The sequence below is a fragment of the Photobacterium salinisoli genome (assembly GCF_003614885.1).
Taxonomy (GTDB): domain Bacteria; phylum Pseudomonadota; class Gammaproteobacteria; order Enterobacterales; family Vibrionaceae; genus Photobacterium; species Photobacterium salinisoli.
Genome location: NZ_QZMS01000018.1, coordinates 60151 through 83886, shown reverse-complemented (window position 1 = coordinate 83886; position 23736 = coordinate 60151). Strand labels below are relative to the sequence as shown.

The 23736-nt window shown below is 50.6% G+C and carries 22 protein-coding genes; 9 read left to right on the top strand and 13 right to left on the bottom strand.

Translation table 11 applies throughout. The features are described from left to right. Window positions 1-294 precede the first annotated feature (294 nt). The 6 genes from D6M16_RS21860 to gmhB form a co-directional block, all read right to left on the bottom strand. Window positions 295-1113, bottom strand: a complete 819-nt coding sequence (locus D6M16_RS21860; RefSeq protein ID WP_120513958.1) for an ABC transporter ATP-binding protein — start codon at window positions 1111-1113, stop codon at window positions 295-297. A gap of 30 nt (window positions 1114-1143) precedes the next feature. Continuing rightward, window positions 1144-2013 carry an ABC transporter ATP-binding protein gene (locus tag D6M16_RS21855; RefSeq protein WP_162941128.1) on the bottom strand — a complete coding sequence of 290 codons (870 nt, stop codon included), beginning with the start codon at window positions 2011-2013 and terminating at the stop codon, window positions 1144-1146. 14 nt (window positions 2014-2027) lie between these two features. Continuing rightward, window positions 2028-3860, bottom strand: coding sequence for an extracellular solute-binding protein (locus D6M16_RS21850; RefSeq protein WP_120513957.1), 1833 nt, complete (start codon window positions 3858-3860; stop codon window positions 2028-2030). Between the two features lie 34 nt (window positions 3861-3894). Further along, window positions 3895-4938, bottom strand: coding sequence for an ABC transporter permease (locus D6M16_RS21845; RefSeq protein WP_120513956.1), 1044 nt, complete (start codon window positions 4936-4938; stop codon window positions 3895-3897). 1 nt (window position 4939) lies between these two features. Beyond that, window positions 4940-5965 (bottom strand): ABC transporter permease subunit, encoded by a 1026-nt coding sequence (locus D6M16_RS21840; protein WP_120513955.1) that lies wholly within the window; start codon window positions 5963-5965, stop codon window positions 4940-4942. Window positions 5966-6234: 269 nt separating this feature from the next. After that, window positions 6235-6792: a D-glycero-beta-D-manno-heptose 1,7-bisphosphate 7-phosphatase gene (gene gmhB / locus D6M16_RS21835; RefSeq protein ID WP_120513954.1), complete on the bottom strand. Its 558-nt coding sequence runs from the start codon at window positions 6790-6792 to the stop codon at window positions 6235-6237. Between the two features lie 343 nt (window positions 6793-7135). On the opposite strand from gmhB, the gene metN reads away from it, so the two are divergent. The 3 genes from metN (at window position 7136) to D6M16_RS21820 (ending at window position 9794) form a co-directional block, all read left to right on the top strand. Next, complete coding sequence (metN, locus tag D6M16_RS21830) at window positions 7136-8170, top strand: methionine ABC transporter ATP-binding protein MetN (RefSeq protein WP_120513966.1); 1035 nt, start codon at window positions 7136-7138, stop codon at window positions 8168-8170. Next, window positions 8160-8846, top strand: coding sequence for a methionine ABC transporter permease (locus tag D6M16_RS21825; RefSeq protein ID WP_120513953.1), 687 nt, complete (start codon window positions 8160-8162; stop codon window positions 8844-8846). Before metN ends, D6M16_RS21825 begins: the two co-directional genes overlap by 11 nt. 123 nt (window positions 8847-8969) lie before the next feature. Beyond that, the gene (locus D6M16_RS21820; RefSeq protein WP_120513952.1) at window positions 8970-9794 is read left to right on the top strand and encodes a MetQ/NlpA family lipoprotein; all 825 of its coding nucleotides are present in this window, start codon (window positions 8970-8972) and stop codon (window positions 9792-9794) included. Window positions 9795-9898: 104 nt separating this feature from the next. Here D6M16_RS21820 and ykgO read toward each other — a convergent pair whose 3' ends face one another. Continuing rightward, entirely contained in the window at window positions 9899-10042 is a 144-nt protein-coding gene (ykgO, locus tag D6M16_RS21815) for a type B 50S ribosomal protein L36 (protein ID WP_027251689.1), read from the bottom strand. Window positions 10043-10051: 9 nt separating this feature from the next. Beyond that, window positions 10052-10303 (bottom strand): type B 50S ribosomal protein L31, encoded by a 252-nt coding sequence (locus D6M16_RS21810; RefSeq protein ID WP_120513951.1) that lies wholly within the window; start codon window positions 10301-10303, stop codon window positions 10052-10054. Between the two features lie 131 nt (window positions 10304-10434). Here D6M16_RS21810 and tsaA point away from each other — a divergent pair, with 131 nt between their 5' ends. The 6 genes from tsaA (at window position 10435) to D6M16_RS21780 (ending at window position 15725) form a co-directional block, all read left to right on the top strand. Then, complete coding sequence (tsaA, locus tag D6M16_RS21805; protein ID WP_120513950.1) at window positions 10435-11145, top strand: tRNA (N6-threonylcarbamoyladenosine(37)-N6)-methyltransferase TrmO; 711 nt, start codon at window positions 10435-10437, stop codon at window positions 11143-11145. A gap of 151 nt (window positions 11146-11296) precedes the next feature. Next, complete coding sequence (locus tag D6M16_RS21800) at window positions 11297-13012, top strand: proline--tRNA ligase (protein WP_120513949.1); 1716 nt, start codon at window positions 11297-11299, stop codon at window positions 13010-13012. A 170-nt stretch (window positions 13013-13182) separates the two neighbouring features. Further along, window positions 13183-14307, top strand: coding sequence for a patatin-like phospholipase family protein (locus tag D6M16_RS21795; protein WP_120513948.1), 1125 nt, complete (start codon window positions 13183-13185; stop codon window positions 14305-14307). Window positions 14308-14400: 93 nt separating this feature from the next. Continuing rightward, the gene (locus D6M16_RS21790) at window positions 14401-15255 is read left to right on the top strand and encodes a GGDEF domain-containing protein (protein ID WP_120513947.1); all 855 of its coding nucleotides are present in this window, start codon (window positions 14401-14403) and stop codon (window positions 15253-15255) included. 75 nt (window positions 15256-15330) lie between these two features. Then, a complete protein-coding gene (locus tag D6M16_RS21785; protein WP_120513946.1) occupies window positions 15331-15540 on the top strand; it encodes a YaeP family protein in 210 nt (69 codons plus the stop codon). After that, window positions 15537-15725, top strand: coding sequence for a DUF4250 domain-containing protein (locus tag D6M16_RS21780; protein WP_120513945.1), 189 nt, complete (start codon window positions 15537-15539; stop codon window positions 15723-15725). The genes D6M16_RS21785 and D6M16_RS21780 overlap by 4 nt, the downstream gene beginning before the upstream one ends. A gap of 68 nt (window positions 15726-15793) precedes the next feature. Here D6M16_RS21780 and D6M16_RS21775 read toward each other — a convergent pair whose 3' ends face one another. The 5 genes from D6M16_RS21775 to dnaE form a co-directional block, all read right to left on the bottom strand. Beyond that, the gene (locus D6M16_RS21775; RefSeq protein ID WP_120513944.1) at window positions 15794-17143 is read right to left on the bottom strand and encodes a sodium-dependent transporter; all 1350 of its coding nucleotides are present in this window, start codon (window positions 17141-17143) and stop codon (window positions 15794-15796) included. Window positions 17144-17314: 171 nt separating this feature from the next. Beyond that, entirely contained in the window at window positions 17315-17626 is a 312-nt protein-coding gene (locus D6M16_RS21770; RefSeq protein ID WP_120513943.1) for a c-type cytochrome, read from the bottom strand. A gap of 70 nt (window positions 17627-17696) precedes the next feature. After that, window positions 17697-19007, bottom strand: coding sequence for a tRNA lysidine(34) synthetase TilS (gene tilS / locus D6M16_RS21765; RefSeq protein WP_120513942.1), 1311 nt, complete (start codon window positions 19005-19007; stop codon window positions 17697-17699). 158 nt (window positions 19008-19165) lie between these two features. Next, complete coding sequence (gene accA, locus D6M16_RS21760; protein ID WP_120513941.1) at window positions 19166-20125, bottom strand: acetyl-CoA carboxylase carboxyl transferase subunit alpha; 960 nt, start codon at window positions 20123-20125, stop codon at window positions 19166-19168. A 56-nt stretch (window positions 20126-20181) separates the two neighbouring features. Further along, window positions 20182-23661, bottom strand: coding sequence for a DNA polymerase III subunit alpha (gene dnaE, locus D6M16_RS21755; protein ID WP_120513940.1), 3480 nt, complete (start codon window positions 23659-23661; stop codon window positions 20182-20184). Between the last annotated feature and the right edge of the window lie 75 nt (window positions 23662-23736).

The window sequence follows — 23736 nt, the reverse complement described above, 5'->3', positions numbered from 1 at the left end:
TGTGCCGGTAACTCTTTCGAAAAAGCGCTACCATTTGGTCACTCAGTTCACTGATAAATCTTTTATGACTGTATCATTGTCGAGTGCCCACACAGATTGCATGGTCAAATTGTTAAAGAACATTTTGCTATCCCGTTAAGCCGTGCGGTTTATCGTGACAACGAGGGCGCATTATAGAGAGATGTTCTTACAGCGCAATAGTTTTTTTTGAATTTTATTTCGTTGGTCTATTTTTTAAACAACACCAAAACATACCGCCTAAAAACAGCACATTTCATCTGTCTTAGAAGGAAATTATTGTGGTGTTGCAGGTCTTTTCCGTTGCGATGGATGGCTGATAGGGATCGCCGCTAATAAGGTTTTCGTATAATCCGCTTTCGGCGCATGATAAATCTCTTCGGCCGTTCCTATCTCAACAAGTTTGCCGTAGTACATAACCGCAACTCTGTCTGATACATGTTTTACAACTGACAAGTCGTGAGAAATGAAAATGACGGTAAGTTCCATCTCCTGCTGCAGCGCCAGTAACAGGTTCAGTATCTGCGCCTGGACAGAGACATCCAAAGCAGAGACGGATTCATCACAGATTAATAATTTAGGTTTTAGTGCAATGGCACGTGCAATACCGATTCGCTGACGCTGCCCGCCAGAAAACTCGTGAGGATAGCGGTTGATAGCCGTCGCAGGTAAATCAACTTTATTGAGTAATTCCAACACCCATTGCTTACGCTCGGCTGGTGTTCCTACATTATGAATAATAAAAGGCTCTTCCAGAATCATGCCTACCGTATGCCGCTGATTCAGCGATTCAAGAGGATCCTGAAACACAATCTGCATATCTTTTCGAAGCGGGCGCATCTGGCGAGGAGACAAATGCGTAATATCCTTACCTTCAAAAAAGATGTTACCTTCTGTCGGCTCATACAGCTTCAGAATCGTTCGGCCCAGTGTACTTTTTCCGCAGCCAGATTCACCGACCAGCCCTAAGGTCTCTCCTCTTCTTATTGAAAAAGAAACACCATCAACAGCTTTTACTGTGTAGCCCTTTTTAAATATCCCTTTACCTGAAACAAAGTACTGCTTCAGGTTCTCGATACGTAAAATGTCATCCATGAAAAATCCCGTTCCTGTTCAGTGTTGCTCTTATTCCCCGAATTCCGGAAATCTGGATGGATCGATGGGTTCAAAGGGAATCATTTGTTTGCTTGGACGTTCAGCGCTGGGCATCAATCCCAACAGACGTTGGGTGTAGGGATGCCGGGGATGGTCGAACAACTCAAACACATCGGCCGTTTCCAGCACTTTGCCACCATACATCACAGCGACATCATCACAAATTTCCGCCACTACGCCTAAATCATGAGTAATAAAGATCATCGCCATTTGGGTTTCATCCTGCAGTGCCTGCATCAATTTCAGGATTTCGGCCTGGATAGTGACATCCAGTGCCGTTGTAGGCTCATCACAGATCAGGATGTCTGGCTTGCAGGCCAGCGCCATGGCAATCATCACCCTTTGCCGCATGCCACCGGACAAGCTGTGAGGATATTCGTGCAGGCGTTTTTCAGCCATGGGTATCTGCACTTTATTCAGCATATCCAGTGAATAACGGTTACGTTCCTTTTTACTCAATTCCGGACGATGAAGCGCCAGCACTTCATTGAGCTGTTTACCTATGGTGTACACAGGATTGAGTGCTGTCATCGGGTCCTGAAAGATCATGGATATGCGATCGCCACGCATGGCACACATCTCCCGGGCGGACAGTTCAAGCAGGTTAGTGTTCCGGTACAGAACTTGCCCCTTGGTTACCCGGCCATAAGGCTTTGGCAGCAGACCCATGACAGACATAGCCGTCACGCTTTTGCCTGATCCTGATTCGCCGACCAGTCCAAGGGTGCGACCTTTTTTTACGTCAAATGATACGCCGTGCAAAACCTTCACCACACCGTCATCTGTGCGAAACTCAGTTTCCAGATCCTTTACCTGCAGGATAATCTGATGATCGTTCATTCCGCCCTCCCCGCTTACAGCTTGTATGTCTCTTCCATGATGGTGACGGGCTCGAAGGTTTTGCCTGACTTCATAGCGGCTTTGGTTTCACGCTTCAGCGAATCATCAATCCAATACGTGCCCAGATCCCGGAAGGTACCCGATGGGAAAAGAAATTCAGTAGCTTTCGTCATCGCCGGTTGCGGTATCTGCAGCCATCGCCAGTAAGCTTCACGGGCATAAGGGCGCATGTAACCTGGAATAATGACGCTGGCTTGGGCCACAATGGCCTGTATTTGCTTAGCGAGAGCTTTCTTCTCATTCAAATCAAATTCGGAGCGATAAGCCAGAATCAACCGGTCTAATTCAGGCGTGCTGTAATTGGTGAAATTATTATTCTGTGGCTTATTGGCGTTGTCAGAGTAGAAATATTCCCAGTATTGGGGGATTTCGCTGGTACCCATAGAGTGGAAAGAAAGCTCGTGTTTTTTCTCCAGCACATATTTGAACGCCGATGAACCGTCGATCAGATTCAGGGTATATTCGAGCCCGGCCAGTTTGGCCTGTTCTTTCAAGTAAGCCACTTGTGGCGTCAGATAACCATAGCTGTAGGTGATAGCAAACGAAAGTCGCTGTCCTTTGTCGTTGATCCGAATGCCATCCGGTCCAATGTTACCGAAACCCGCTTTTGTAAAATATTCAATGGCAGTATCCGGGTCAAACGGCGGCGCTTTCAGCTCGCTGTTAGTGTAATCACCATGCCCGACCCCCATGGGATTGGGTTTTCTGATGACATCACCACGTAAGACTTTCTCAATCAGGCCATCAAAATCTGTGGCGAATGCCAGACCTTTACGGATATCCAGATTCCCCAGCAATGGCTTGGCGGTATTGATCCACAATCCACCCGCGCCCATGGGAATTTGGTTATATCCCCAAAATTTATGGATATAGCCATGCTCAAAATTGGGGGTGTCCGACTTCTCGCGCCACAGCTCTGGGGTGTCCAGCCAGAAGGAGTCCAGATTGCCTTTTTCAAAGTGCTGACGGGCAATGTCTTTGTCACGTATCACTTTGACGCGAATTTTCTCGACATTATAACGATAAAGATAATAAGGATTTGAGTATCCCCACCAGTCTTTGCCAACATGTTTGAAGGTGATCGACTTGCCTTTTTTGATGTCGTCAATGTAATACGGTCCGGCGGACGGTTCGGCTTTAAAGTTGTAATAACGAACAAAGTTATCTTCTACCCCATCACTGTTTTTATCGACTTTCGGTTGATAGAAATGAGCCGGACGGGGCTGAAGATTGGTGTACAACATTAACTCTTCTTTGTTGCGTTTTTCTGCCGAGACCACAGCAAAGGTGTAATCGTCGTATTTGATGACATCGGCAATCTGCTGGGTATAAAAGGTGTTATACCAAGGTGCGACTATGTCTTTGGAACGCATAAACGTCAGCACATAGGTGAAATCATCCGCAGTAATCGGCTTACCATCAGACCACCTGGCGTTGGGGTTGATACGAAAATAAACAGTTTTATCGTCATTGCCATAAGCCCATTCGCTGGCGATATCCGGGATCCAGGCCTTGGTATCAGGGTGACGGGTCACCGCAGCGGGCCGGCTGTCGAGCAGCCAGGTACGGAAGCGACCGTTGGAATCCGGTCCGACAATACGAAAGGTCTGCGGAAAACTCTCAATATAGGTATTGAAGGTGCCACCGAATTTGGCTTGTGGTGAGGCAAAACGCGGCTCATGCAGATTGGACTCCCACTTCAAGCCAACCGGCAACTCGGCAGACCATGCCGGTGAACAGCCAAATGCGATAGCCCCAAAGGCGAATATGTTCAGTATCTTTCTCATGGTACATCCTTGTTAACTGGCTACACGTCTTCTATTAACTATAACGGGTAAATTTTTTCGGATCGAAAGCCGCGCGCACGCTCTCACCGATAAAGGTCACCATCACCAGGACAAGCACGATGGCCGTCACTACGGTAGTCACTATCCAGGGCGCCCCTAAATTCGATTTTCCTTGTTGCAGTAAATCCCCCCAACTGGGTGTCGGCGGCATTAAGCCCAAGCCTAAATAATCCAGTGCGGTCAGCGCCGTAATATTGGCCGCTATGGTAAACGGGGCCAATGTCACTATCATCACCATGACATTGGGCAATATATGGGCATAAAGAATCCGCCAGTTTGAGGCACCCAGTGCCTTGGCAGCCATGACATAGTCCCGGGCCACTTCTTTATAGGTCATGGTGCGCATGTACCAGGTCATCCCCATCCAGCCAAACAGCACATTGATAGCGACAAACAGCGAAAACGAAGGCTGAGTGATAGAGACGAGTATCATGATGACGTAGAGAAAAGGCACCATTGACCAAATTTCGATAAAGCGCTGAACCAACAAGTCAAACTTTCCGCCCCAAAAGCCCATCGCACAGCCAACAGCTGTGCCTATGGCATAGGAAATGGCCATGGTCAGTAAAGCAAACCCCATAGTGATACGAAAACCGTAAACCAGCCTGGCTAAAATATCCCGCCCTATGGTATCGGTGCCGAGATAATGCCGGGACTCAGCGTCGGGCGCTGTGGGAGGAAAATCTCCGCTAAAATCCTGCTCATAGGGGTTCCAGGGCACGAGCGGCATCAGTACGAAATTATCCGTATCGCTTTGTGCAAAAGCCTGCTGCAATTCCCGGTACTGTGCCTCGCTTTGGTACTCCTGCCCGAACTGAGTACCAGGCAGCACATCGCTGACGACCGGAAAATAGTACTCCCCCTGATACTTGACGATCAGCGCTTTACTGTTAATCAAAAACTCGGCAAAGAAAGATAAAACCAGCAGCACGGATAGGATGATCAGTGACCAATAACCGCGCTTTATCGTTTTAAAACGCTGGATTTTCTTTTTTGTCAGTGGGCTCAAGGTCAGCATATCAGGCTCCGAATCTCACTCGGGGATCAATCATGGCAACACAAGCATCGGAAATGATATTGCCCAGCATTAATAACACGGCATTAATCGCGACTATGCCCATCACCACCGGATAGTCTCGCTCAATGATAGATTCGTATCCCAACAGGCCGATACCATCAATATTGAATATCACCTCAATCAGAAAAGATCCTGTCATGAAAAACAGCAAGGAGTTACCAAAATGGCTGGCGATAGGAATCAGACTATTGCGCAGTGCATGGCGACGAACCGCGGTTGAAAATGGCAGCCCTTTAGCAATAGCGGTACGAATATAATCCGCTGACAGTGTCTCCATCATGTTGTTTTTCATCGTCATTGTCAGGGTGGCGAAATCACCAATCAGGTAACATATCAGTGGCAGACAAGCATGCCAGAGGATATCTTTCACCTGCTGCCAGAGTGATTCGTAGTCATCGAAATCGTCACTGACAAAACCGCCCATTGGAAACCATTCCAGGTGATAGCTGAACAGCGTAATCAACATCACCCCAACCACATAACCCGGCAAGGCATAACCGACAAAGATCAGAATCGAAGACCCGGAGTCAAAGCCGCTGCCGTGTTTTAAGGCTTTGTAATACCCCAGAGGAATCGAAATAAAGTAACTGAGAAAAAAGGTCACGCCACCGTAGAACATAGAGACCGGCAACCTGTCCATAATCATGTCCCAGACAGGTTCGTAGTAGCGGGTCGACAGCCCGAAGTCCAGATGCAGCATTTTCATCAGCCACTCGGAATAAGCTTCAAATACCGGCTTGTCTAATCCGTAGAACGCATTGAGCTCGGCCAGTTGATCTTCTGACAGCGCATTGCTTTCCCCTGCCATGGAAGGAGACACAGACATACTTTGCTGCGCCTGAATATTGGCCAGCATACGTTCGACCGGTCCGCCCGGCACAAAACGGGTGAGGGCAAAAATCAGAATCGTAATGCCGATAAAAGTGGGAATGACCAGCGCCAAACGGCGCAAAAAATATGAAAGCATTAAGCTAAATGACTCCTGTCATTGTCATCCTGTTCCTTGGTGTAGTGAGTATAGCAGTTGATTGAATGACTAATGATGAACCAAACAGCAGACAGCTCACTATTTGACAATAAAAACATGAGGTTATATTTACCCTTGCGTCAGAGGGAAAATACTGTCCTGATAGTCTTGCCCATCAGGCAGGCCATCGGGTGATCAATCTCAGGATATAAAAAAACAGACACGTTTTGAGCGTGTCTGTTTTTTTTGAACGTTGCAGTGCCGGATAACTATTTGTTGGCGGCTAGCCAGGCCGGTACATCCGCGACGCTGTCGAGCACAACCGATGCCAGTGCCTCCCCTTCCTGAGTGACTGGCTTACCGGTACGCACCAGAATTCTGGTACCGACTTCAGCCGCTTTCGCCGCTGTCATATCATCGGTTTTATCGCCAATCATCACAGAGCGAGCCATATCGATTTTCAGGAAATCCCGGGCTGAAATAAACATTCCTGGCTTTGGCTTGCGGCAATCACAATCCTGCAGATAGTCGCCTTTTCCTTCTGTCGGGTGATGCGGACAGTAATAGATGCCGTCAAATTCGACACCGTTATCGACAAAATTCCAGTCCATCCACTCTGTCAGTGTCAGGAATTCGTCTTCGGTATACATGCCTCTGGCAATACCGGCCTGATTGGTCACCAGCACCAGAAGGTAGCCCTGCTCTTTCAGTTTCTTGCAGGCGTCAAACACCCCTTCGATATATTCAAAGTCGTCGACAGTATGGACATAGCCGTGATCAACGTTAATGACGCCGTCACGATCAATAAACACAGCAGGCTTAGCCAAGCGATCACCTAAAGATAGAAATCAAATTCGCTAAATTATGGCATGGCTGACACGCGGAATCATCTCTTTATCCTCGGGCAGACCGACTGACACTTTTCCGGCTTAATATCAGAATTTTCTCATTTGGCCATCTAGACGTAAAAATATCTATTGACTTAGCCATCTAGACACCCTAGCATCCAACAACAGATGACACGGAAAAATTCCGAAAACACAAGAAGATGACAAGGTCTATCGCTTAAACCACACACAAAAATACTAATACAGGCGAAATTACGACCATAAAGCTATGCTGGTTTACAACACAGCGAGCAAGTTAAAAAAAGCAGTAGCAGGACACAGCATGATAGAGATCAACAGGGTCAATAAAATCTTCAAAGTCGGGGATAAAGACATCCACGCCTTACGCGATATCAACCTCAACATAGCGCAAGGCACCATTTTTGGTGTCATCGGTGCGTCCGGTGCGGGAAAAAGTACCCTGATACGTTGCGTTAACCTGCTGGAGAAGCCGACCTCAGGGCACATCATTGTTGACGGTATTGACCTAACTCAACTCTCAAATCAGGAGTTGACACTGGCTCGCCGTAAAATCGGCATGATTTTCCAGCACTTTAACCTGCTCTCGTCTCGTACCGTGTTCGACAACGTCGCGCTGCCGCTGGAACTGGCCGGCACGGAAAAAGCGGAAATCAAACGCAAAGTGACTGAATTACTCAATCTGGTTGGGTTGGCAGACAAGCACCAGTCCTACCCGTCTAATCTCAGCGGCGGACAAAAACAGCGTGTGGCAATTGCCCGTGCTCTGGCCTCTGATCCTAAAGTCCTGCTGTGTGACGAAGCCACCAGCGCACTGGATCCGGCGACCACCCAGTCCATTCTTGAGTTACTGAAAGAAATCAATAATAAGCTGAATCTGACAATTTTGCTGATCACCCATGAAATGAACGTGGTGAAAAGCATCTGCTCAGAAGTGGCCATCATAGGCAACGGCGAACTGGTTGAAAAAGGGCCGGTGGGAGATATCTTTGCCCATCCAAAAACAGAACTGGCACGTGAATTTATCCGTTCCACTTTAGATTTGTCGATACCGGAAGATTATAAAGCACGCCTGGAAACCGAGCGTACAGCAACCAACTATCCTCTGATACGGCTGGAGTTCACCGGCGCTTCGGTGGATGCACCACTGCTCAGTCAGGCATCCCGCCAGTTCGGTATTGATGCCAACATTCTAAGTGCCGACATGGATTATGCCGGCGGTGTGAAGTTCGGCCTGATGCTGGCGGAATTTTTTGGCTCTGAAGAAGCGACACAACAAACCATCGCTTTCCTTCGCGAACACAAAGTAAATGTAGAGGTGCTGGGTTATGTTGCTTGATTCTATCGCCACCTGGTGGCAAACCAACGAACGCCTGATTGGTCTGCTGACTGACGCTTTAGGCGAAACACTGATGATGGTATTCGCATCCGGCCTGATTGGTTTTGCCATCGGTATACCTGTTGGTGTCGCCCTGCACCTGACCAAACCCAACGGCCTGCTGGCCAATCCGGGATTCAATAAAGTGCTGGGTGGTGTCGTCAATATCGGCCGCTCCATCCCATTCATCATTCTGCTGGTGGCCATTATTCCGTTCACCCGCTTTGTGGTAGGCAGCTCTATCGGTACTGCGGCGGCCATAGTGCCACTGACAGTCGGCGCTATTCCCTTTATCGCTCGTCTGGTGGAAGGCGCACTGCTCGAAGTGCCCAGCGGCCTGGTTGAAGCAGCGCAGGCTATGGGAGCCACGCCTGTACAAATCATTCGCAAGGTGCTGCTGCCAGAAGCACTGCCGGGCATTATCAATGCCGTCACCATTACTCTGGTCACTCTGGTCAGCTACTCGGCCATGGCAGGTACGGTCGGCGGTGGTGGTTTGGGCGATGTCGGTATTCGCTATGGTTATCAGCGCTTTGACGGCACTGTCATGATGATCACCGTGATCATGCTGGTCGTGCTAGTACAATTGATCCAGTCCGCCGGGGATCATCTGGTCCGCCGCGTCGATCACAGATAAGTTTGACGGTAACACAACAGAAAACTCACATTCGCCGGACATGGCTTTCTGGCGAAACCGATAAGTTACAGAAATACAACGACAACAAAGTACAGGGATTCCCTGAACAATAGGAGAAGTACAATGGCTCTGAATATTAAACATTTCTTTGCAGTCGCGGGTCTGGCATCAGCTCTGGCACTGACTGGCTGTGGTGAGAAACAAGAACCAACCGCTGCCGTTGACAACAGCAAAATCAAAGTGGGTGTGATGGCCGGTGCTGAAGCGCAGGTAGCTGAAGTGGCCGCTAAAGAAGCCAAAGACAAATATGGTCTGGACGTTGAGCTGATCACTTTCACCGACTATGTGTCGCCAAACGCGGCCCTGGAAGAAGGCTCAATCGACGTTAACGCTTTCCAGCATAAACCTTATCTGGATCAGCAAATTAAAGACCGTGGCTACAAGTTCGCGATTGCCGGTAACACCTTTGTTTACCCGATTGCAGCCTACTCAAGCAAAATCGCTTCTATCGAAGAACTGCAAGATGGTGATCAGATCGCAGTACCAAACGATCCAACCAACCTGGGTCGCTCACTGCTGCTGCTGCAACAACAAGGCCTGATCAAACTCAAAGAAGGCGCAGGCCTGACAGCCACTGTGCTGGATATCGTTGAAAATCCAAAGAACCTGGAGATTGTTGAGCTGGAAGCGCCGCAGCTGCCGCGTTCTCTGGACGATGTCAAACTGGCCATTATCAACAACACCTATGCCAGCACTATCGACCTGTCACCTGATCATGACGGTATCTTTGTCGAAGGCAAAGAATCACCTTATGTGAACCTGATTGTTGCCCGTGAAGATAACGTGAATGCCGAAAACGTACAGACGTTTATCAAGGCATACCAGTCTGACGCCGTAAACGATGCAGCGATGGAGATCTTCAAAGGTGGCATCGTTAAAGGCTGGTAATTCATCCGCCTCGTCACATCAGCCAGATAACATATCAAAAGCCCCTGCAAAGGGGCTTTTTTTGTTCAGGGGGGAACAGGGAAACGGTCAAACAGCCCGATCATTTACTTCTTCTTTTTCACCGTACCCTGTACCGCCTTAAAGCGTGGATTGGATTTACAAATCACGTAGATGCGGCCACGTCGCTTGACCACCTGACAATCCCGGTGACGCTGTTTGGCGCTTTTAAGTGAGCTTAATACCTTCATTTTTCTTCCTTATTTGCTAAACGCCGCAAAACGACGAGTAAAGTTAGCCATCCGACCTTCTGTCTTAATGACCCGCTGCTTACCGGTATAAAACGGATGGGACTCTGAAGACACATCCAGTAAAAAATACGGGTACTCTTTGCCGTCTTCCCATGTGATGGTTTTGTCTGTTTTCAATGTTGAACCGACAACGAAATACTTGTCTACGCTGGTGTCGTGAAACACCACTTTACGGTATTCGGGATGAATGCCTGCTTTCATAAGAACCTCTCAATAAATGTTATATTATAACATAACACTTGGTGGTAATTATCAACAAGTATTTTTTAGCGGGCACGAAAGCAAGCTCTTGTGGTATGGTCTGAAAATCTCTGATTCAGCCTGAAAAGATCATGTCAGCCCAACAACAATTTCAGATTGAGCCCATTGGCTTTCTCCGCTCACCCTACAAAGAAAAATTTTCCGTTCCCCGTCAGCCCGGCCTAGTGCCCAGTGCCAGAGCAACCCTGGTGCTTTGCGGCGATGCGAACACGCCGGAAGCAGTCAGAGGCATAGAGCAGTTCAGCCATCTGTGGCTGCTGTTTTTATTTGATCAGAACCTGTCTGCGGGCTGGCGACCTACCGTGAGACCGCCCAGACTGGGCGGTAATGACCGCATCGGCGTCTTTGCCAGTCGGGCCACCTTTCGTCCCAATGGCATAGGGATGTCAGCAATTAAACTGCTCGGCGTGCGGCAGGAAAAAGGTCAGGTGTTGTTGGATCTGGCCGGTGTGGATTTGGTTGACGGTACGCCTGTCATTGACATCAAACCCTATATTCCCTATTCCGACAACCTGCCGGATGCCAGCGGCGGCTTTGCCGCAGAGACACCTGAACTGCTCCCGGTGGAGTTTACCCCTGCAGCACTGGCACAACTTGATGGCAAAGACGCGGCCTATCAACAGGCCGTGATTGAAGAAGTGTTGGCGCAGGATCCCCGCCCGGCCTACAAGAAAGGGAAAACGGATGACAAAGGCTACGGCGTATTATTGTTTGATTACAACGTACGCTTCCGGTTTGTAGACGATAAAGTTCTGGTCGAAGAAATTGTGGCCCCCGGGTAAGCAGCCTCTACAGACTATACTTAGCCTGTTTTCCGGTGACTGAGGTCACCGGACAGCCAATAAGCCTCGGGTTCCCTTTGGCGAAAGGCCGATACGCTGCTAATATACTGCTCTCAATATTAATCCTCATAATTACCAACGGATACCATCAATGCGTACCAGTAAATATCTTCTTTCTACCCTGAAGGAGACTCCAAACGACGCAGAAGTCATCAGCCACCAGCTGATGCTACGTGCAGGTATGATCCGTAAGCTGGCCTCAGGTTTGTACACCTGGCTGCCTACAGGTCTGCGTGTCCTGCGTAAGGTCGAAACCATTGTTCGTGAAGAAATGAACAATGCCGGTGCAGTCGAAACACTGATGCCTGTGGTTCAGCCGTCTGAACTGTGGCAGGAAACTGGCCGCTGGGACAAATTCGGTCCTGAGCTGCTGCGAATTGCTGACCGCCACGACCGACCGTTTGTACTGGGCCCGACGCACGAAGAAGTGATCACTGACATCGTGCGTAATGAGGTGAAATCCTACAAGCAGTTGCCGCTGAACCTGTACCAGATCCAGACCAAGTTCCGTGATGAGGTTCGTCCCCGTTTTGGTGTGATGCGCTCACGCGAATTCATCATGAAAGATGCTTATTCTTTCCATTTGGACAAAGACAGCCTGCAAGACACTTACAATGACATGTACCGTGCTTACAGCAACGTCTTCAGCCGCATGGGGCTGGATTTCCGTGCCGTGCTGGCAGATACAGGTTCTATTGGTGGCAGCGGCTCACACGAGTTCCACGTTCTGGCCGAAAGCGGCGAAGATCTGATTGCCTTCTCTACCGAGTCGGAATACGCCGCCAACATCGAAAAAGCCGAAGCGCTGGCACCCGCCACTGAACGTGCAGAGCCTGCAGAAGAAATGAAGCTGGTTGATACGCCGAATGCGAAAACCATCGCTGAGCTGGTTGAGCAATTTGGCCTGCCAATTGAGAAAACCGTTAAAACGCTGTTCGTGAAAGCCTCTGAAGAATCAGAAGCCGAATTAATCGCCCTGATCGTTCGTGGCGACCATGAACTGAACGAAGTAAAAGCGGAAAACCTGGATTGCGTTGCCAAACCGCTGGAGTTTGCGACAGAAGAAGAAATCCGCGCCGTTGTGAATGCAGGCCCGGGCTCACTGGGACCTGTCAATCTGCCCGCGACTTTCATTGTTGACCGCAGCGTTGCCGTGATGAGCGACTTCGGTGCCGGTGCCAACATAGATGGCAAACACTACTTTGGCATCAACTGGGGTCGTGACGTGGAACTGGGTCGTGTCGAAGATCTGCGCAATGTGGTTGAAGGTGACCCAAGCCCATGCGGTAAAGGGACTATCTTGCTTAAGCGCGGTATCGAAGTGGGCCATATTTTCCAGCTGGGCACTAACTACTCTTCATCCATGAACGCCACAGTGCTGGATGCCAACGGCAAGCAGGCCGTGATGGAAATGGGTTGTTACGGCATTGGCTGTACCCGTGTGGTCGCAGCAGCTATCGAACAGAACAACGATGAAAACGGCATTATCTGGCCAGACGCCATTGCGCCTTTCCAGGTGGCCATTGTACCGATGAACATGCACAAATCAGAAGAAGTCCAGCAAGCGGCTGAAGCCCTGTATGCAGATTTGACTGCTGCCGGTATTGAAGTGCTGTTTGACGATCGAAAAGAACGTCCAGGTGTCATGTTTGCCGACATGGAACTGATCGGCGTACCACATACCGTGGTGATCGGCGATCGCAGTCTGAAAAACGGCGAAGTTGAATACAAAGAGCGCCGTACAGGTACGAAAGAGCCTGTCGCCGTAGGCAGCATTGCAGATTTCATCAAGCAGAAGCTGGCTTAAGCCTTTGCTGATTAACCTGTGATATTAAAGAAAAGCCTCCGGACGGAGGCTTTTTTGTGTCTGTGCCACAGTTACTCAGTTTAAATTACAAATAAACTGAGTATTATCACTAGACTAGACGCCACCAGTCTCTGTCGCATCTGTTTAGTATCTTGAGTGGAACGTTTTGCATGGGCAAGGAAAAGCCAAAAATCAGTCTCCTGCTTTCCGGTGGTGGTGCCAGAGCGGCCTATCAGGTTGGGGTGCTGAAAGCGATTTCTGAGTGGTATCCCCGTAACCATCACAGCCCTTTTGCCATCTACAGTGGCACCTCTGCCGGTGCGATTAACGCCACTGCGATTGCCTGCTATGCATCCTGTTTTCGATTAGGTGTAAAAAAACTGGAATGGATCTGGGCGCGCCTGCACAGCAGACGGGTATTCCGCTCCAGCAGTTTGGGCATCACTCAGCATTTATCACATCAACTGCTGGCAAGGCTGCGGGCCGGTCATCACCCCAGACCGCCATTCGGGTTACTGGACAATCGGCCACTGCGTCAGCTGCTTAATCAGGTCAATAATTACGGCCGACTGGAACAGCAGATCCTGGCGGGCAATCTGCACGGTATATCCATTACGGCCTCAAGCTATAAAAGCGGGAAAACGGTCAGCTTTTTTCAGGGGCAACAGAATATGACGCCCTGGACAGACTCGAAATCCAAAGGACGCCGGTCTCTTATTACTACAGAGCACCTGCTCGCCTCATCGGCCATCCCTTTTGTATTCCCGGCCAGCCGGATTGGACAGGCATATTATGGCGACGGATCGATTAACCAACTGACGCCTTTGCGTCCTTCCATGAAAATGGGCGCCGACAAAATTATGATCATTGATTTGATCAATCAAAGATTGCGGCCGCAAGACCCCACACAGGCCCCTGGCGTGGGCATGTTGACCGGTCATCTGATGGATACCATTTTCAGTGATACCATGGCCGCTGAGCTGGAACATCTGGAATACACCAATACGTTGCTCAGTAAGCTGCCTGAGAACGAAAGACGTAAAATGGCGGTTAAATCGGTTGATACCCTGCATTTGTATCCGAGCCAGTCGTTTGAGCCTCTGGCCCAGGCTTTCTATCACCATATGCCGCTGGCGGCCCGCTCTCTGATGCGCCTATTAGGGATCAGTCCTAAAGACGATGCCGCCCTTACCAGCTATATACTTTTCGAACCCAATTACATACACGCACTGATTAATCTCGGCTATTTAGATGCCCAGGAGAAAGAAAGTGAGCTACGTTCGTTTTTAGAATAAAAACGATGGGAGATTTTCATTTCATTCCATTTTCTATTGATCTGGTTCCAAAATCTCATATATTAAAAACCTTGCTTATCAATGATATTAGTCATGGATCCCATTATCTGGCACAAAAAGCAAACTGACATCAGCCGGACCCGCGCCAAGCCGCTGGGTGCGGATCAGCGCTTGCTTATCCTGCAAAAAATGCAGGGCAAGCCTGAGTTGTCTGTGCTGCTGGAAATGTTTGCACTGGAAGTTGAGAAACAGATTGATATCAGTCGTATGCTGTGGCGCCATGAAACCACCACTACCCTGATACGCCACGGCCAGGGAACAGACAACCGCCAGTGCTTTGCCCTGCGGTATGCCGATCACTCTCTGGGGGAGATCCAGTACGACACACCATATGCCCTGGATCAGGATGAAATTAACCTTCTCCACACCTACCACAGGCTGCTGGCCGGCCCGTTATTCAGTGCGATAGAATATCGCCGGATCAAAGAAATGGCGATGCGGGATCACCTGTCCGGCCTGCGCAACCGCAGTTGTCTGGATCAGGACATACTGCATGCCATCGCCATGAGTGAGCGCCGTCAGGTTGGCCTGGTGCTCTTATTGTTTGATCTGGATAACTTTAAGCAGGTTAACGATAAATATGGTCATCTGGATGGCGATAACGTTATCCGCCGTTTTTCGTCGATTCTGAAACAATCGGTTCGCACCTCAGACCGATGTTACCGCATGGGCGGAGACGAATTTGTCCTGTTGCTGCAGCCGGCTTCTGAACAGTCTGCACGCAAGGTCATTCACCGCGTCATGACACGTATCGATCAGGACCATACCCTGCGCAGCCTCGACATTGGCACCTCAATTGGCGCGACCCCTTACCGGCGAGGTGATACGCCGGTCAGTTTATTAGAGCGGGCAGATCGCCAGCTCTATCAGCACAAGCGCTCTAAATAGCCCTCTTCGCTCGATCTCAACAGCCGATAGCGGTAAGCTCTGACTCATCTTTCGTGACCATATTCAGGAGACACTATGAAAGTCGCTGACTGCTGCGAGCTTGTCCGCCAGAGTTACAGCCAGATTGGCAGCGGAGATCAGGGCTACATCCCTGCCGCGATTGCCTGTGCCGTACGTGCCTTAAATAACGTTGCTGACAGCTCCGACGTGCCGCAGGCTATCCGAGAGCAAGCAGCCTTCGCCGCTGCGAATTTATTGATCAGTGATCACGAGGACACGCAATGAATCTGAAGGCATTCGACACTATGGATCCTGTCATGCTGATGAGCATAGTCAATATGAAGATCCGCGATGAGTTTGGCGATCTGGACGCTCTGGTCCGTTTTTACGAAATCGATAAAGATAAACTGATTGCCAGGCTGGCTGCCGCCGGATTTGACTATTTGCCCGACGCCAGACAATTTCGCTAAGTGCCACAACAAAAAAACGGAAAGCCTGGCTTTCCGTTTTTTGGGAGTGACTTTCCAAAGCAATTGAGTTAGCTGAAGGAGGATACCAGGACCGCGATAACCAGCACAGGACAGACAAACTTCAGATATACGGGCCAGATTTTCCAGAACAGTGACTTCTCCAGTTCCGGGCTGCCTGCGCTCAGTTCTTTCAGTTTACGATGGCGAGACCATACCCAGCCACCAAACACTGTGAACAACAAGGCCGCAACGGGCTGGAAATACTGAGTGGCTATGGTCGCCACCAGGCCAAACAGCTGGCCAAAGTTAAAGATAATCACCGCACTGAATACCGCAATAATCCCGCCCAAAACCCAGCTTGTCGCTTTACGATCCGTTTCAAAACGCTCACTGACCAACGCCACCGGGCACTCCAGCATTGAAATTGAAGAGGTCAGCGCCGCAATGGTCATCAAGACAAAAAACACCAGTGCGATCAGCTGGCCGGCAAAGCCCAGGCTGTCAAACAGCAGCGGCAGCACAGTAAAGACCAGAGTATCAGACCCCAATAACGAACCGTCATCAGCGTAAATCGCCACCCCTTTCTGCATGGCAACAAACATCGCAGGCAACACTACCAGACCGGCGATAAAAGCCACTGCCGTATCCACCAGGGTGACACTCAGTGCCATTTTGGGCAGGCTCTCTTTCTTACTCAGGTAAGAGCCATAAATCAGCATGGAGCAACCACCGATCGTGAGGGAGAAAAAGCCCTGGCCCATTGCTGCCAGCAGCAGTTTAGGTTCCAGCACTTTACTGAAATCTGGGATCAGATAGTGCTTAAGACCTTCCACAGCACCGTCTTGCGTCATGATATACACAAACAGAAGCAGAAAGAGGACAAACAGTGCCGGCATCAGACGGGTTGACCATTTTTCAATCCCCTGCTTCACCCCGCTTTGTACGATTAAAATGGTCAGCAAATAAAAGATCGCCGCACCAAACAGGTTACGAGAGACAGAAAAGCCTTTCAGCCAGGCAGTCACATCTGCCATCCCCAGAATATCGGTTACAGCAGCGAGCAGGAAAGTCACCAGCCAGCCTGCCACTATGCTGTAAAACGCCAGCACCAGACAAGGCACCATCAGGCCAATCCAGCCGACCAGTGCGCCTGCTCGTTTTGCCGTCGGGTCATCACTCAGGCTGCGCATACTGTCTACCGGGTTAGCCTGACCATAACGACCAATCGCCATTTCAACAATCAGCATAGGGAAAGCCACCACCAGAATCATCAGGAGGTAAACCAACAGGAATGCGCCGCCACCATTACTGGCCGCTTGAGTGGGAAATCCCCAGATGTTACCCAATCCTACCGCTGCCCCTGCAGCCGCGAGGATAAACCCCATCCGTGAACCAAAATGTTCGCGTGTTCCTGCCATGCTTTATAACCCTGCCGTATCAGTGAACTAGTACGATATATTTATTGGTGGGTTTTATCAATGCCAGCGATTCCAACTGGTCAAGATTGCAGCAATAAGAGAATTGTTTAACCGAGAAGAGAATGAAAGTTCATTTATCCACCCGGCCATGCCGGGTGAATACGGGGGCCATTACTTCATTTGCGCGTAATACGCCGCCAGATTATTAATATCTGTATCACTGAGCATGGCAGCCTGTGGTTGCATCAACATGGCGTTACCGCCAGTACGCTCTTTATTCTTATAAGCTTTCAGGGCGTTCACCAGATACTGCTCGTTCTGGCCTCTCAGGTTAGGATAACCCGGAATAACAGCCTTACCATCAGCGCCATGGCAAGCTGCACAAATTGCGGCCTTTCCCTTGCCGGCTTCTGCATCACCAGCAGCCATAACAGGAAGTGAAAATAGTGTCGCAGCCAGTGTCAGCGTCATTGCTTTCTTCATAAGATCCTCATTATTTTATTTATATCGACATTCAAACACTGCCTGACTATCTACATTCCTGACCCCGGTGTCAGTGTAGGTGATCACACTTCCAGACTAACTCACATTCATTGCCTTCAAAGCCTTCGACCACAAATAAGCCCGCCACCGCCGCCAGTTTATCGCCATAAAATAGCAAAGGGGTCTGGCGCCGACGCCAGCTGGGCACTCCATACTCCTGAAACAGCTTCTTCAGCTTGCGGCGGCCTGCACGCCCCAGCGGATGTGCACTCAGACCGCTGGGATCAAAAGCGATCCACACCCGCTCATCCGGTTCAGGACTGCGCAGATGTCCGTCTGACAGACGAATGAGTGTAATAACGCCCAGTGAAGCAGGTAGCGCGCAAGGGGTATCCGGAGTGATCGCTTGACGCCATTTCGTCACATCCGGCCGGGGCCGGACTGCGTACAGACGAGACTGAAAGCGGCGTATGTCGTATCCGTTCAACGACACGCAGGGGTTAGCATCTTCACGGGCCAGGCAGACCGCCCGCCAGATTTGTTCCAGTTGCGCTTTGGAGGGGACAGGCAGGCTCAGGTGCTGTAACCAAAGTCGCACCAGCGCTCTGCCCTGTTTCCCGTCCGTCACTTCGCTCAGATCTAGGCTGCCGTCTGCTGCAATAATCTGGTTCAGTTTGTCTGCCAGCAAGGATTCAAGTAATGACTGCTGTTCACCGCACAATGCGGCGCTGCGTGCGACGGCCTGCCGCAATCCCGGCCAGCGTGATGTCAGTGCCGGCACAATGTCTAGCCGCAAAAAATTACGGTCAAAGCGCCTGTCCTGATTGCTCTCATCGTCCACCCAGTCCAAATGATGCTCATGGGCATAAGCTTGCAGCTCGGCACGGCTGACATCCAGCAAAGGGCGTATGTGTAAGCCATTGGCAAAGGGTTTGACCTCCGGCATGGCCGCCAGGCCGGCAGGGCCGCTGCCGCGCTTTAACGCCAGCAGGACAGTTTCCAGCTGATCGTCGGCATGCTGTGCGGTCAGCAAGTATTCCTGAGACTGAACATACCTCGCCAGTGCGCCATAGCGTGCCTCTCTGGCAGCCTGTTCCAAACTGATACGGCTACCCGACTGCACACTGACTCGCTCACAGTGAAGGGTCACCGCATCCTGCTTCGCCCAGGCTTCGCACTTCGCTAACCAGTGCTCCGCATTCGGACTTAAGCCATGATGCACATGCACAGCAAGCGCCTGGTAATGCGGATACTTTTGTATAAACCGCCCCAGAAGATGCAGTAAAACACGGGAATCCAGTCCGCCGCTGAGCGCAAGAACAAGCTGTGATGGCTGCGGGCAAAGGCGCAAGAGGGTGTCAGAGAAATGAGTAAACAGCATAAATGTCAGCAATTCTGGTCTGTGGCAATAGGGCTATCTTATATCAGTGCAAAGCCAGGTGTTAGTGTCGCTTTGGGTCCTTGTGCAACAACGCCACGCAGCACATAGCAAAACGGGCCGCCTCTGGCGACCCGTTAATCAGTATTCGGAAGTAGTTATCAGCAGTAGCCGTAACTCAGCAAACGCTGATAACGACGCTCGCGCAGGCTGTCATCATCCAGACCTTCCAGATCGTTCAGCGTATTGAGCAGTTGCTGCTTGATCCGCGAAGCCATTACAGGCACATCACGGTGCGCGCCACCGAGAGGCTCTTCAATGATGTTATCAATCAGACCCAGCTCTTTGAGACGCTCGGCTGTCATCCCCATAGCTTCAGCAGCCTGAGGAGCCTTATCAGAATCACGCCACAGAATCGACGCACACCCTTCCGGGGAGATCACCGAATAGGTCGAGTATTGCAGCATGTTCACGCAATCACCGACACCGATCGCCAGTGCGCCGCCAGAACCGCCTTCACCGACCACATTACAGATCACTGGCACGTTCAGACCGGCCATGACTTTCAGGTTCATGGCGATGGCTTCAGACTGACCGCGCTCCTCGGCGCCCACACCTGGATACGCGCCTGCCGTATCAATAAAAGTGATGATTGGCATGCGGAAACGCTCAGCCATTTTCATCAGGCGCAATGCTTTACGGTAGCCTTCAGGTTTTGGCATGCCGAAGTTACGCAATACTTTCTCACGGGTCTCGCGGCCTTTCTGATGACCAATCACCATAACCGGACGACCATCCAGACGGGCAATGCCGCCGATCAATGCTTTATCGTCGGCAAACGCACGGTCGCCGGCCAGCGGATCGAATTCAGTAAAGATATGCTCGATATAGTCCAGCGTATACGGACGCTGCGGATGGCGGGCCAGCTGTGCGACCTGCCAGGCACCCAGATCGCCAAAAATCTTTTTGGTCAGTTCCAGGCTTTTTTGTTCAAGCTGTGCAATTTCTTTGTCCAGATCAACCGAGGCCGATTTATCACGGTGCGATACATCACGCAGTGCTTCAATTTTGGCTTCTAGCTCGGCAATGGGTTGTTCAAAATCAAGGAAGTTCAGGCTCATACCACTTGTAATCCTTTGTCCATTATTAGCAACCTGTCTAACAGGTGCCGGACTCATTAATTAAACTCAAATTCGACTTGCTGCTCGCCCAGTAACACTTTGAGATCAGTGATTAAATCATCACTTGGCGTTATCCGCCACTCTGTGCCAAGGGTAAGTTTAGCGCGTGCATTCGAACGCTGATAATAAATATTCACCGGGACAGTACCTGCCCGATGCGGTTCCAGCGCTTTGCTGAAACGCTCAAAAAATGTGTGATCAATCTGCCCTTCAGTCAGCGAGATAGCAAGACCCCGCAGGTGCTTTTCTCTAGCGTCAGAAATATCAAGGACTTCACGTGCAGACATTTTAAGGCCACCATTGAAATCATCAAAGCTGACCTGTCCGGAAACGACCAAAATCCGGTCTTTTTCAATCAGATCGAGATATCGATCCAAAGCATCGGAAAACAGCATAACTTCCATGCGCCCCGATCTGTCATCCAATGTCAGCACCCCAATCCGGGTACCGCGCTTGGTTGTCATGACCCGGGCGGCGATGACCAGTCCGGCAATTGTCACTACCTTATCACGTCCTGTCGGATGGGCGTCTTTCAGGCGCCAGGTCACGTAGTGCTTGAGTTCACGCACATAACTGTTAATCGGGTGACCAGTCAGATACAAACCGAGCGTGTCCCGCTCTCCTTCCAGCCAGATTTTCTCCGGCCATTCAGGAATATTGGCGTACGCTTTTTCCACTTCTTCCGGGGCTGCCGTCAGCACACCAAACATGTCAGCCTGACCGAATGCCTCGGCCTGATGGTGCTGGCCGGCGGCTTTCAGCGCGTCGTCCAGTGTTGCCATCATCGCCGCACGGTTGGGCCCGAGACGATCCATCGCACCGGCTTTGATCAACCGCTCCAGAACGCGTTTGTTGACCTTCTTGGTGTCTATTCTGGCACAGAAATCAAATAAGTCCTTAAAGTGACCGCCTTTTTCCCGTGCCGCAATAATATTCTCGATCGGGCCTTCACCTACCCCTTTGATAGCGCCAATACCATAAACAATGGCGCCTTCATCATCAACGGTGAAACGGTAAAGCCCTTTGTTAACATCCGGCGGCAGCATCTGCAGGTTCATGCGCTGGCACTCTTCCACCAGACCGACCACTTTATCGGTATTATCCATGTCGGCGGTCATTACCGCAGCCATGAACTCAGCCGGATAATGCGCCTTCAGCCACAGCGTCTGGTAAGACACCAGCGCATAGGCGGCTGAGTGCGATTTGTTGAAGCCGTAACCGGCGAATTTCTCTACCAGGTCGAAGATCTTCATCGCCAGTTCGCCGTCCACCCCGTTGTTCACGGCGCCGTTTTGAAACGTGGCTCGCTGCTTGGCCATTTCTTCCGGTTTTTTCTTACCCATAGCACGGCGCAGCAAGTCAGCGCCGCCCAGGCTGTAACCGGCCAGGACCTGGGCAATTTGCATGACCTGTTCCTGGTACAAAATAATGCCGTAGGTCGGCTCCAGAATCTCTTTCAGCGATTCGTGCTGATAGGTGGCATCAGGATAAGAGATCTCTTCACGGCCATGTTTACGGTCAATGAAGTTATCCACCATGCCTGATTGCAGGGGACCCGGACGGAACAGGGCCACCAGTGCGATCATGTCTTCAAAGCAGTCCGGCTGCAGCCGCTTGATCAAATCTTTCATGCCGCGCGATTCAAGCTGGAACACCGCTGTCGATTCTGAGCGCTGCAACATGGCGAACGATTTTTGATCCGCCATTGGGATAGCCGCAATATTGATCGGCGGTTTACCCTGAGCTTCCAGGCGCGGGTTAATCATCCCCAGAGCCCAGTCAATAATGGTCAGCGTGCGCAAGCCCAGGAAGTCGAACTTTACCAGCCCCGCGGTTTCGACATCGTTCTTATCAAACTGTGTGACCGGATGATTGCCTTCTGCGTCACAATACAGCGGGGCGAAATCCGTGATTGTGGTTGGCGAAATTACGACCCCACCAGCGTGTTTACCGGCGTTTCGGGTTACCCCTTCCAGCACCCGGCACATATCGATCAGATCTTTGACTTCTTCATCGGCTTCGTATACTTCACCCAGCTGCGGCTCAGCTTCAAAGGCTTTTGCCAGTGTCATACCCGGTTCGGCCGGAATCATCTTGGAAATGCGATCGACAAAGCCATAAGGGTGTCCCAGTACCCGGCCCACATCCCGGATAACGGCTTTGGCCGCCATGGTACCAAAGGTGATGATCTGGGATACGGCATCCCGGCCATACATTTCGGCCACGTGATCTATCACCTGATCCCGCTTATCCATACAGAAATCGATATCAAAGTCAGGCATGGATACCCGTTCCGGGTTCAGAAAACGTTCGAACAGCAGATCAAAGGCCAGCGGATCGAGATCCGTAATATCCAGTGCATAAGCGACCAGGGATCCTGCACCCGAGCCACGTCCCGGGCCAACGGGCACACCGTTTTCCTTCGACCACTGGATAAATTCCATGACGATCAGGAAGTACCCGGGGAACCCCATCTGGTTGATCACTTCCAGTTCAATGTCCAGACGCTCGTCGTATTCAGGGCGGCGGGTTTTGCGCACTTCTTCATCCGGAAATAAGAATTCCAGACGTCGCTCCAAACCTTCCTTCGATTTCATGACCAGGAAATCTTCCGTCGTCATGTCACCGGTCGGGAAGTTTGGCAGGAAATACTCACCTAACCGAACCGTCACGTTACAGCGCTTGGCAATCTCTACTGAGTTTTCCAGTGCTTCCGGAATGTCGGCAAACAGCTCGCACATTTCCTCTTCACTACGCAGGTATTGCTGAGCACTGTAATTCTTGGGGCGACGGGGATCGACCAGGGTATAACCATCATGAATACAGACACGGATTTCATGGGCATCGAACTGATCCGGACTGATAAAACGCACATCATTGGTTGCGACTACGGGCAAGTCCGCCTGCGCGGCCAGTTCTATAGCAAAATGCAGGTACGCTTCTTCATCCGGCCGGCCGGTTCGGACCAGCTCCAGATAATAACTGCCGGGAAAGTGCTCCTGATAAAAGGCCACACAGCGCTCTGCGGCCGCCTGATTGCCTTTGAGCAAGGCCTGTCCCACATCACCGGTTTTACCGCCTGACAGCAGGATCAAGCCCTGTTTCTGCTCAGCCAGCCAGTCTCGGTCAATGACAGGCATATGCTGTACATGCCCGCGCTGATAGGCGCGGGATATCAGCAAGGTCAGGTTTTTATAACCGTCATTGTCTGCCGCCAGGACAGTGAGATCAGATAGTTCATCGCCATTCTCATCGCTGCGTACTTTAAAATCCGCACCGATAATCGGCTTCACCCCTGCGCCATGGGCCGCGAAATAAAATTTCACCAGGCCACACAGGTTAGTGAAATCTGTCAGGGCCATTGCAGGCATGCCCAGCTCTGCCACTTTCTTGACCAGAGGCGGGACCTTACTCAGGCCGTCGACCATGGAAAAGTCACTGTGGATGCGCAGGTGTATAAAGCGTGGTTCTGCCATGATGATGTCGTCAATTCAGCGGTTAAGACACAAACAGAGGTTGAGTCTAAAATGATTTTTCGTCAACGCAAGTGC

Coding starts and splice junctions, on each gene's coding strand:
- D6M16_RS21860 (WP_120513958.1), bottom strand. CDS start 1,113: ATGGATGACATTTTACGTATCGAGAACCTGAAGCAGTACTTTGTTTCA.
- D6M16_RS21855 (WP_162941128.1), bottom strand. CDS start 2,013: ATGAACGATCATCAGATTATCCTGCAGGTAAAGGATCTGGAAACTGAG.
- D6M16_RS21850 (WP_120513957.1), bottom strand. CDS start 3,860: ATGAGAAAGATACTGAACATATTCGCCTTTGGGGCTATCGCATTTGGC.
- D6M16_RS21845 (WP_120513956.1), bottom strand. CDS start 4,938: ATGCTGACCTTGAGCCCACTGACAAAAAAGAAAATCCAGCGTTTTAAA.
- D6M16_RS21840 (WP_120513955.1), bottom strand. CDS start 5,965: ATGCTTTCATATTTTTTGCGCCGTTTGGCGCTGGTCATTCCCACTTTT.
- metN (WP_120513966.1), top strand. CDS start 7,136: ATGATAGAGATCAACAGGGTCAATAAAATCTTCAAAGTCGGGGATAAA.
- D6M16_RS21825 (WP_120513953.1), top strand. CDS start 8,160: ATGTTGCTTGATTCTATCGCCACCTGGTGGCAAACCAACGAACGCCTG.
- D6M16_RS21820 (WP_120513952.1), top strand. CDS start 8,970: ATGGCTCTGAATATTAAACATTTCTTTGCAGTCGCGGGTCTGGCATCA.
- ykgO (WP_027251689.1), bottom strand. CDS start 10,042: ATGAAGGTATTAAGCTCACTTAAAAGCGCCAAACAGCGTCACCGGGAT.
- D6M16_RS21810 (WP_120513951.1), bottom strand. CDS start 10,303: ATGAAAGCAGGCATTCATCCCGAATACCGTAAAGTGGTGTTTCACGAC.
- tsaA (WP_120513950.1), top strand. CDS start 10,435: ATGTCAGCCCAACAACAATTTCAGATTGAGCCCATTGGCTTTCTCCGC.
- D6M16_RS21800 (WP_120513949.1), top strand. CDS start 11,297: ATGCGTACCAGTAAATATCTTCTTTCTACCCTGAAGGAGACTCCAAAC.
- D6M16_RS21795 (WP_120513948.1), top strand. CDS start 13,183: ATGGGCAAGGAAAAGCCAAAAATCAGTCTCCTGCTTTCCGGTGGTGGT.
- D6M16_RS21790 (WP_120513947.1), top strand. CDS start 14,401: ATGGATCCCATTATCTGGCACAAAAAGCAAACTGACATCAGCCGGACC.
- D6M16_RS21785 (WP_120513946.1), top strand. CDS start 15,331: ATGAAAGTCGCTGACTGCTGCGAGCTTGTCCGCCAGAGTTACAGCCAG.
- D6M16_RS21780 (WP_120513945.1), top strand. CDS start 15,537: ATGAATCTGAAGGCATTCGACACTATGGATCCTGTCATGCTGATGAGC.
- D6M16_RS21775 (WP_120513944.1), bottom strand. CDS start 17,143: ATGGCAGGAACACGCGAACATTTTGGTTCACGGATGGGGTTTATCCTC.
- D6M16_RS21770 (WP_120513943.1), bottom strand. CDS start 17,626: ATGAAGAAAGCAATGACGCTGACACTGGCTGCGACACTATTTTCACTT.
- tilS (WP_120513942.1), bottom strand. CDS start 19,007: ATGCTGTTTACTCATTTCTCTGACACCCTCTTGCGCCTTTGCCCGCAG.
- accA (WP_120513941.1), bottom strand. CDS start 20,125: ATGAGCCTGAACTTCCTTGATTTTGAACAACCCATTGCCGAGCTAGAA.
- dnaE (WP_120513940.1), bottom strand. CDS start 23,661: ATGGCAGAACCACGCTTTATACACCTGCGCATCCACAGTGACTTTTCC.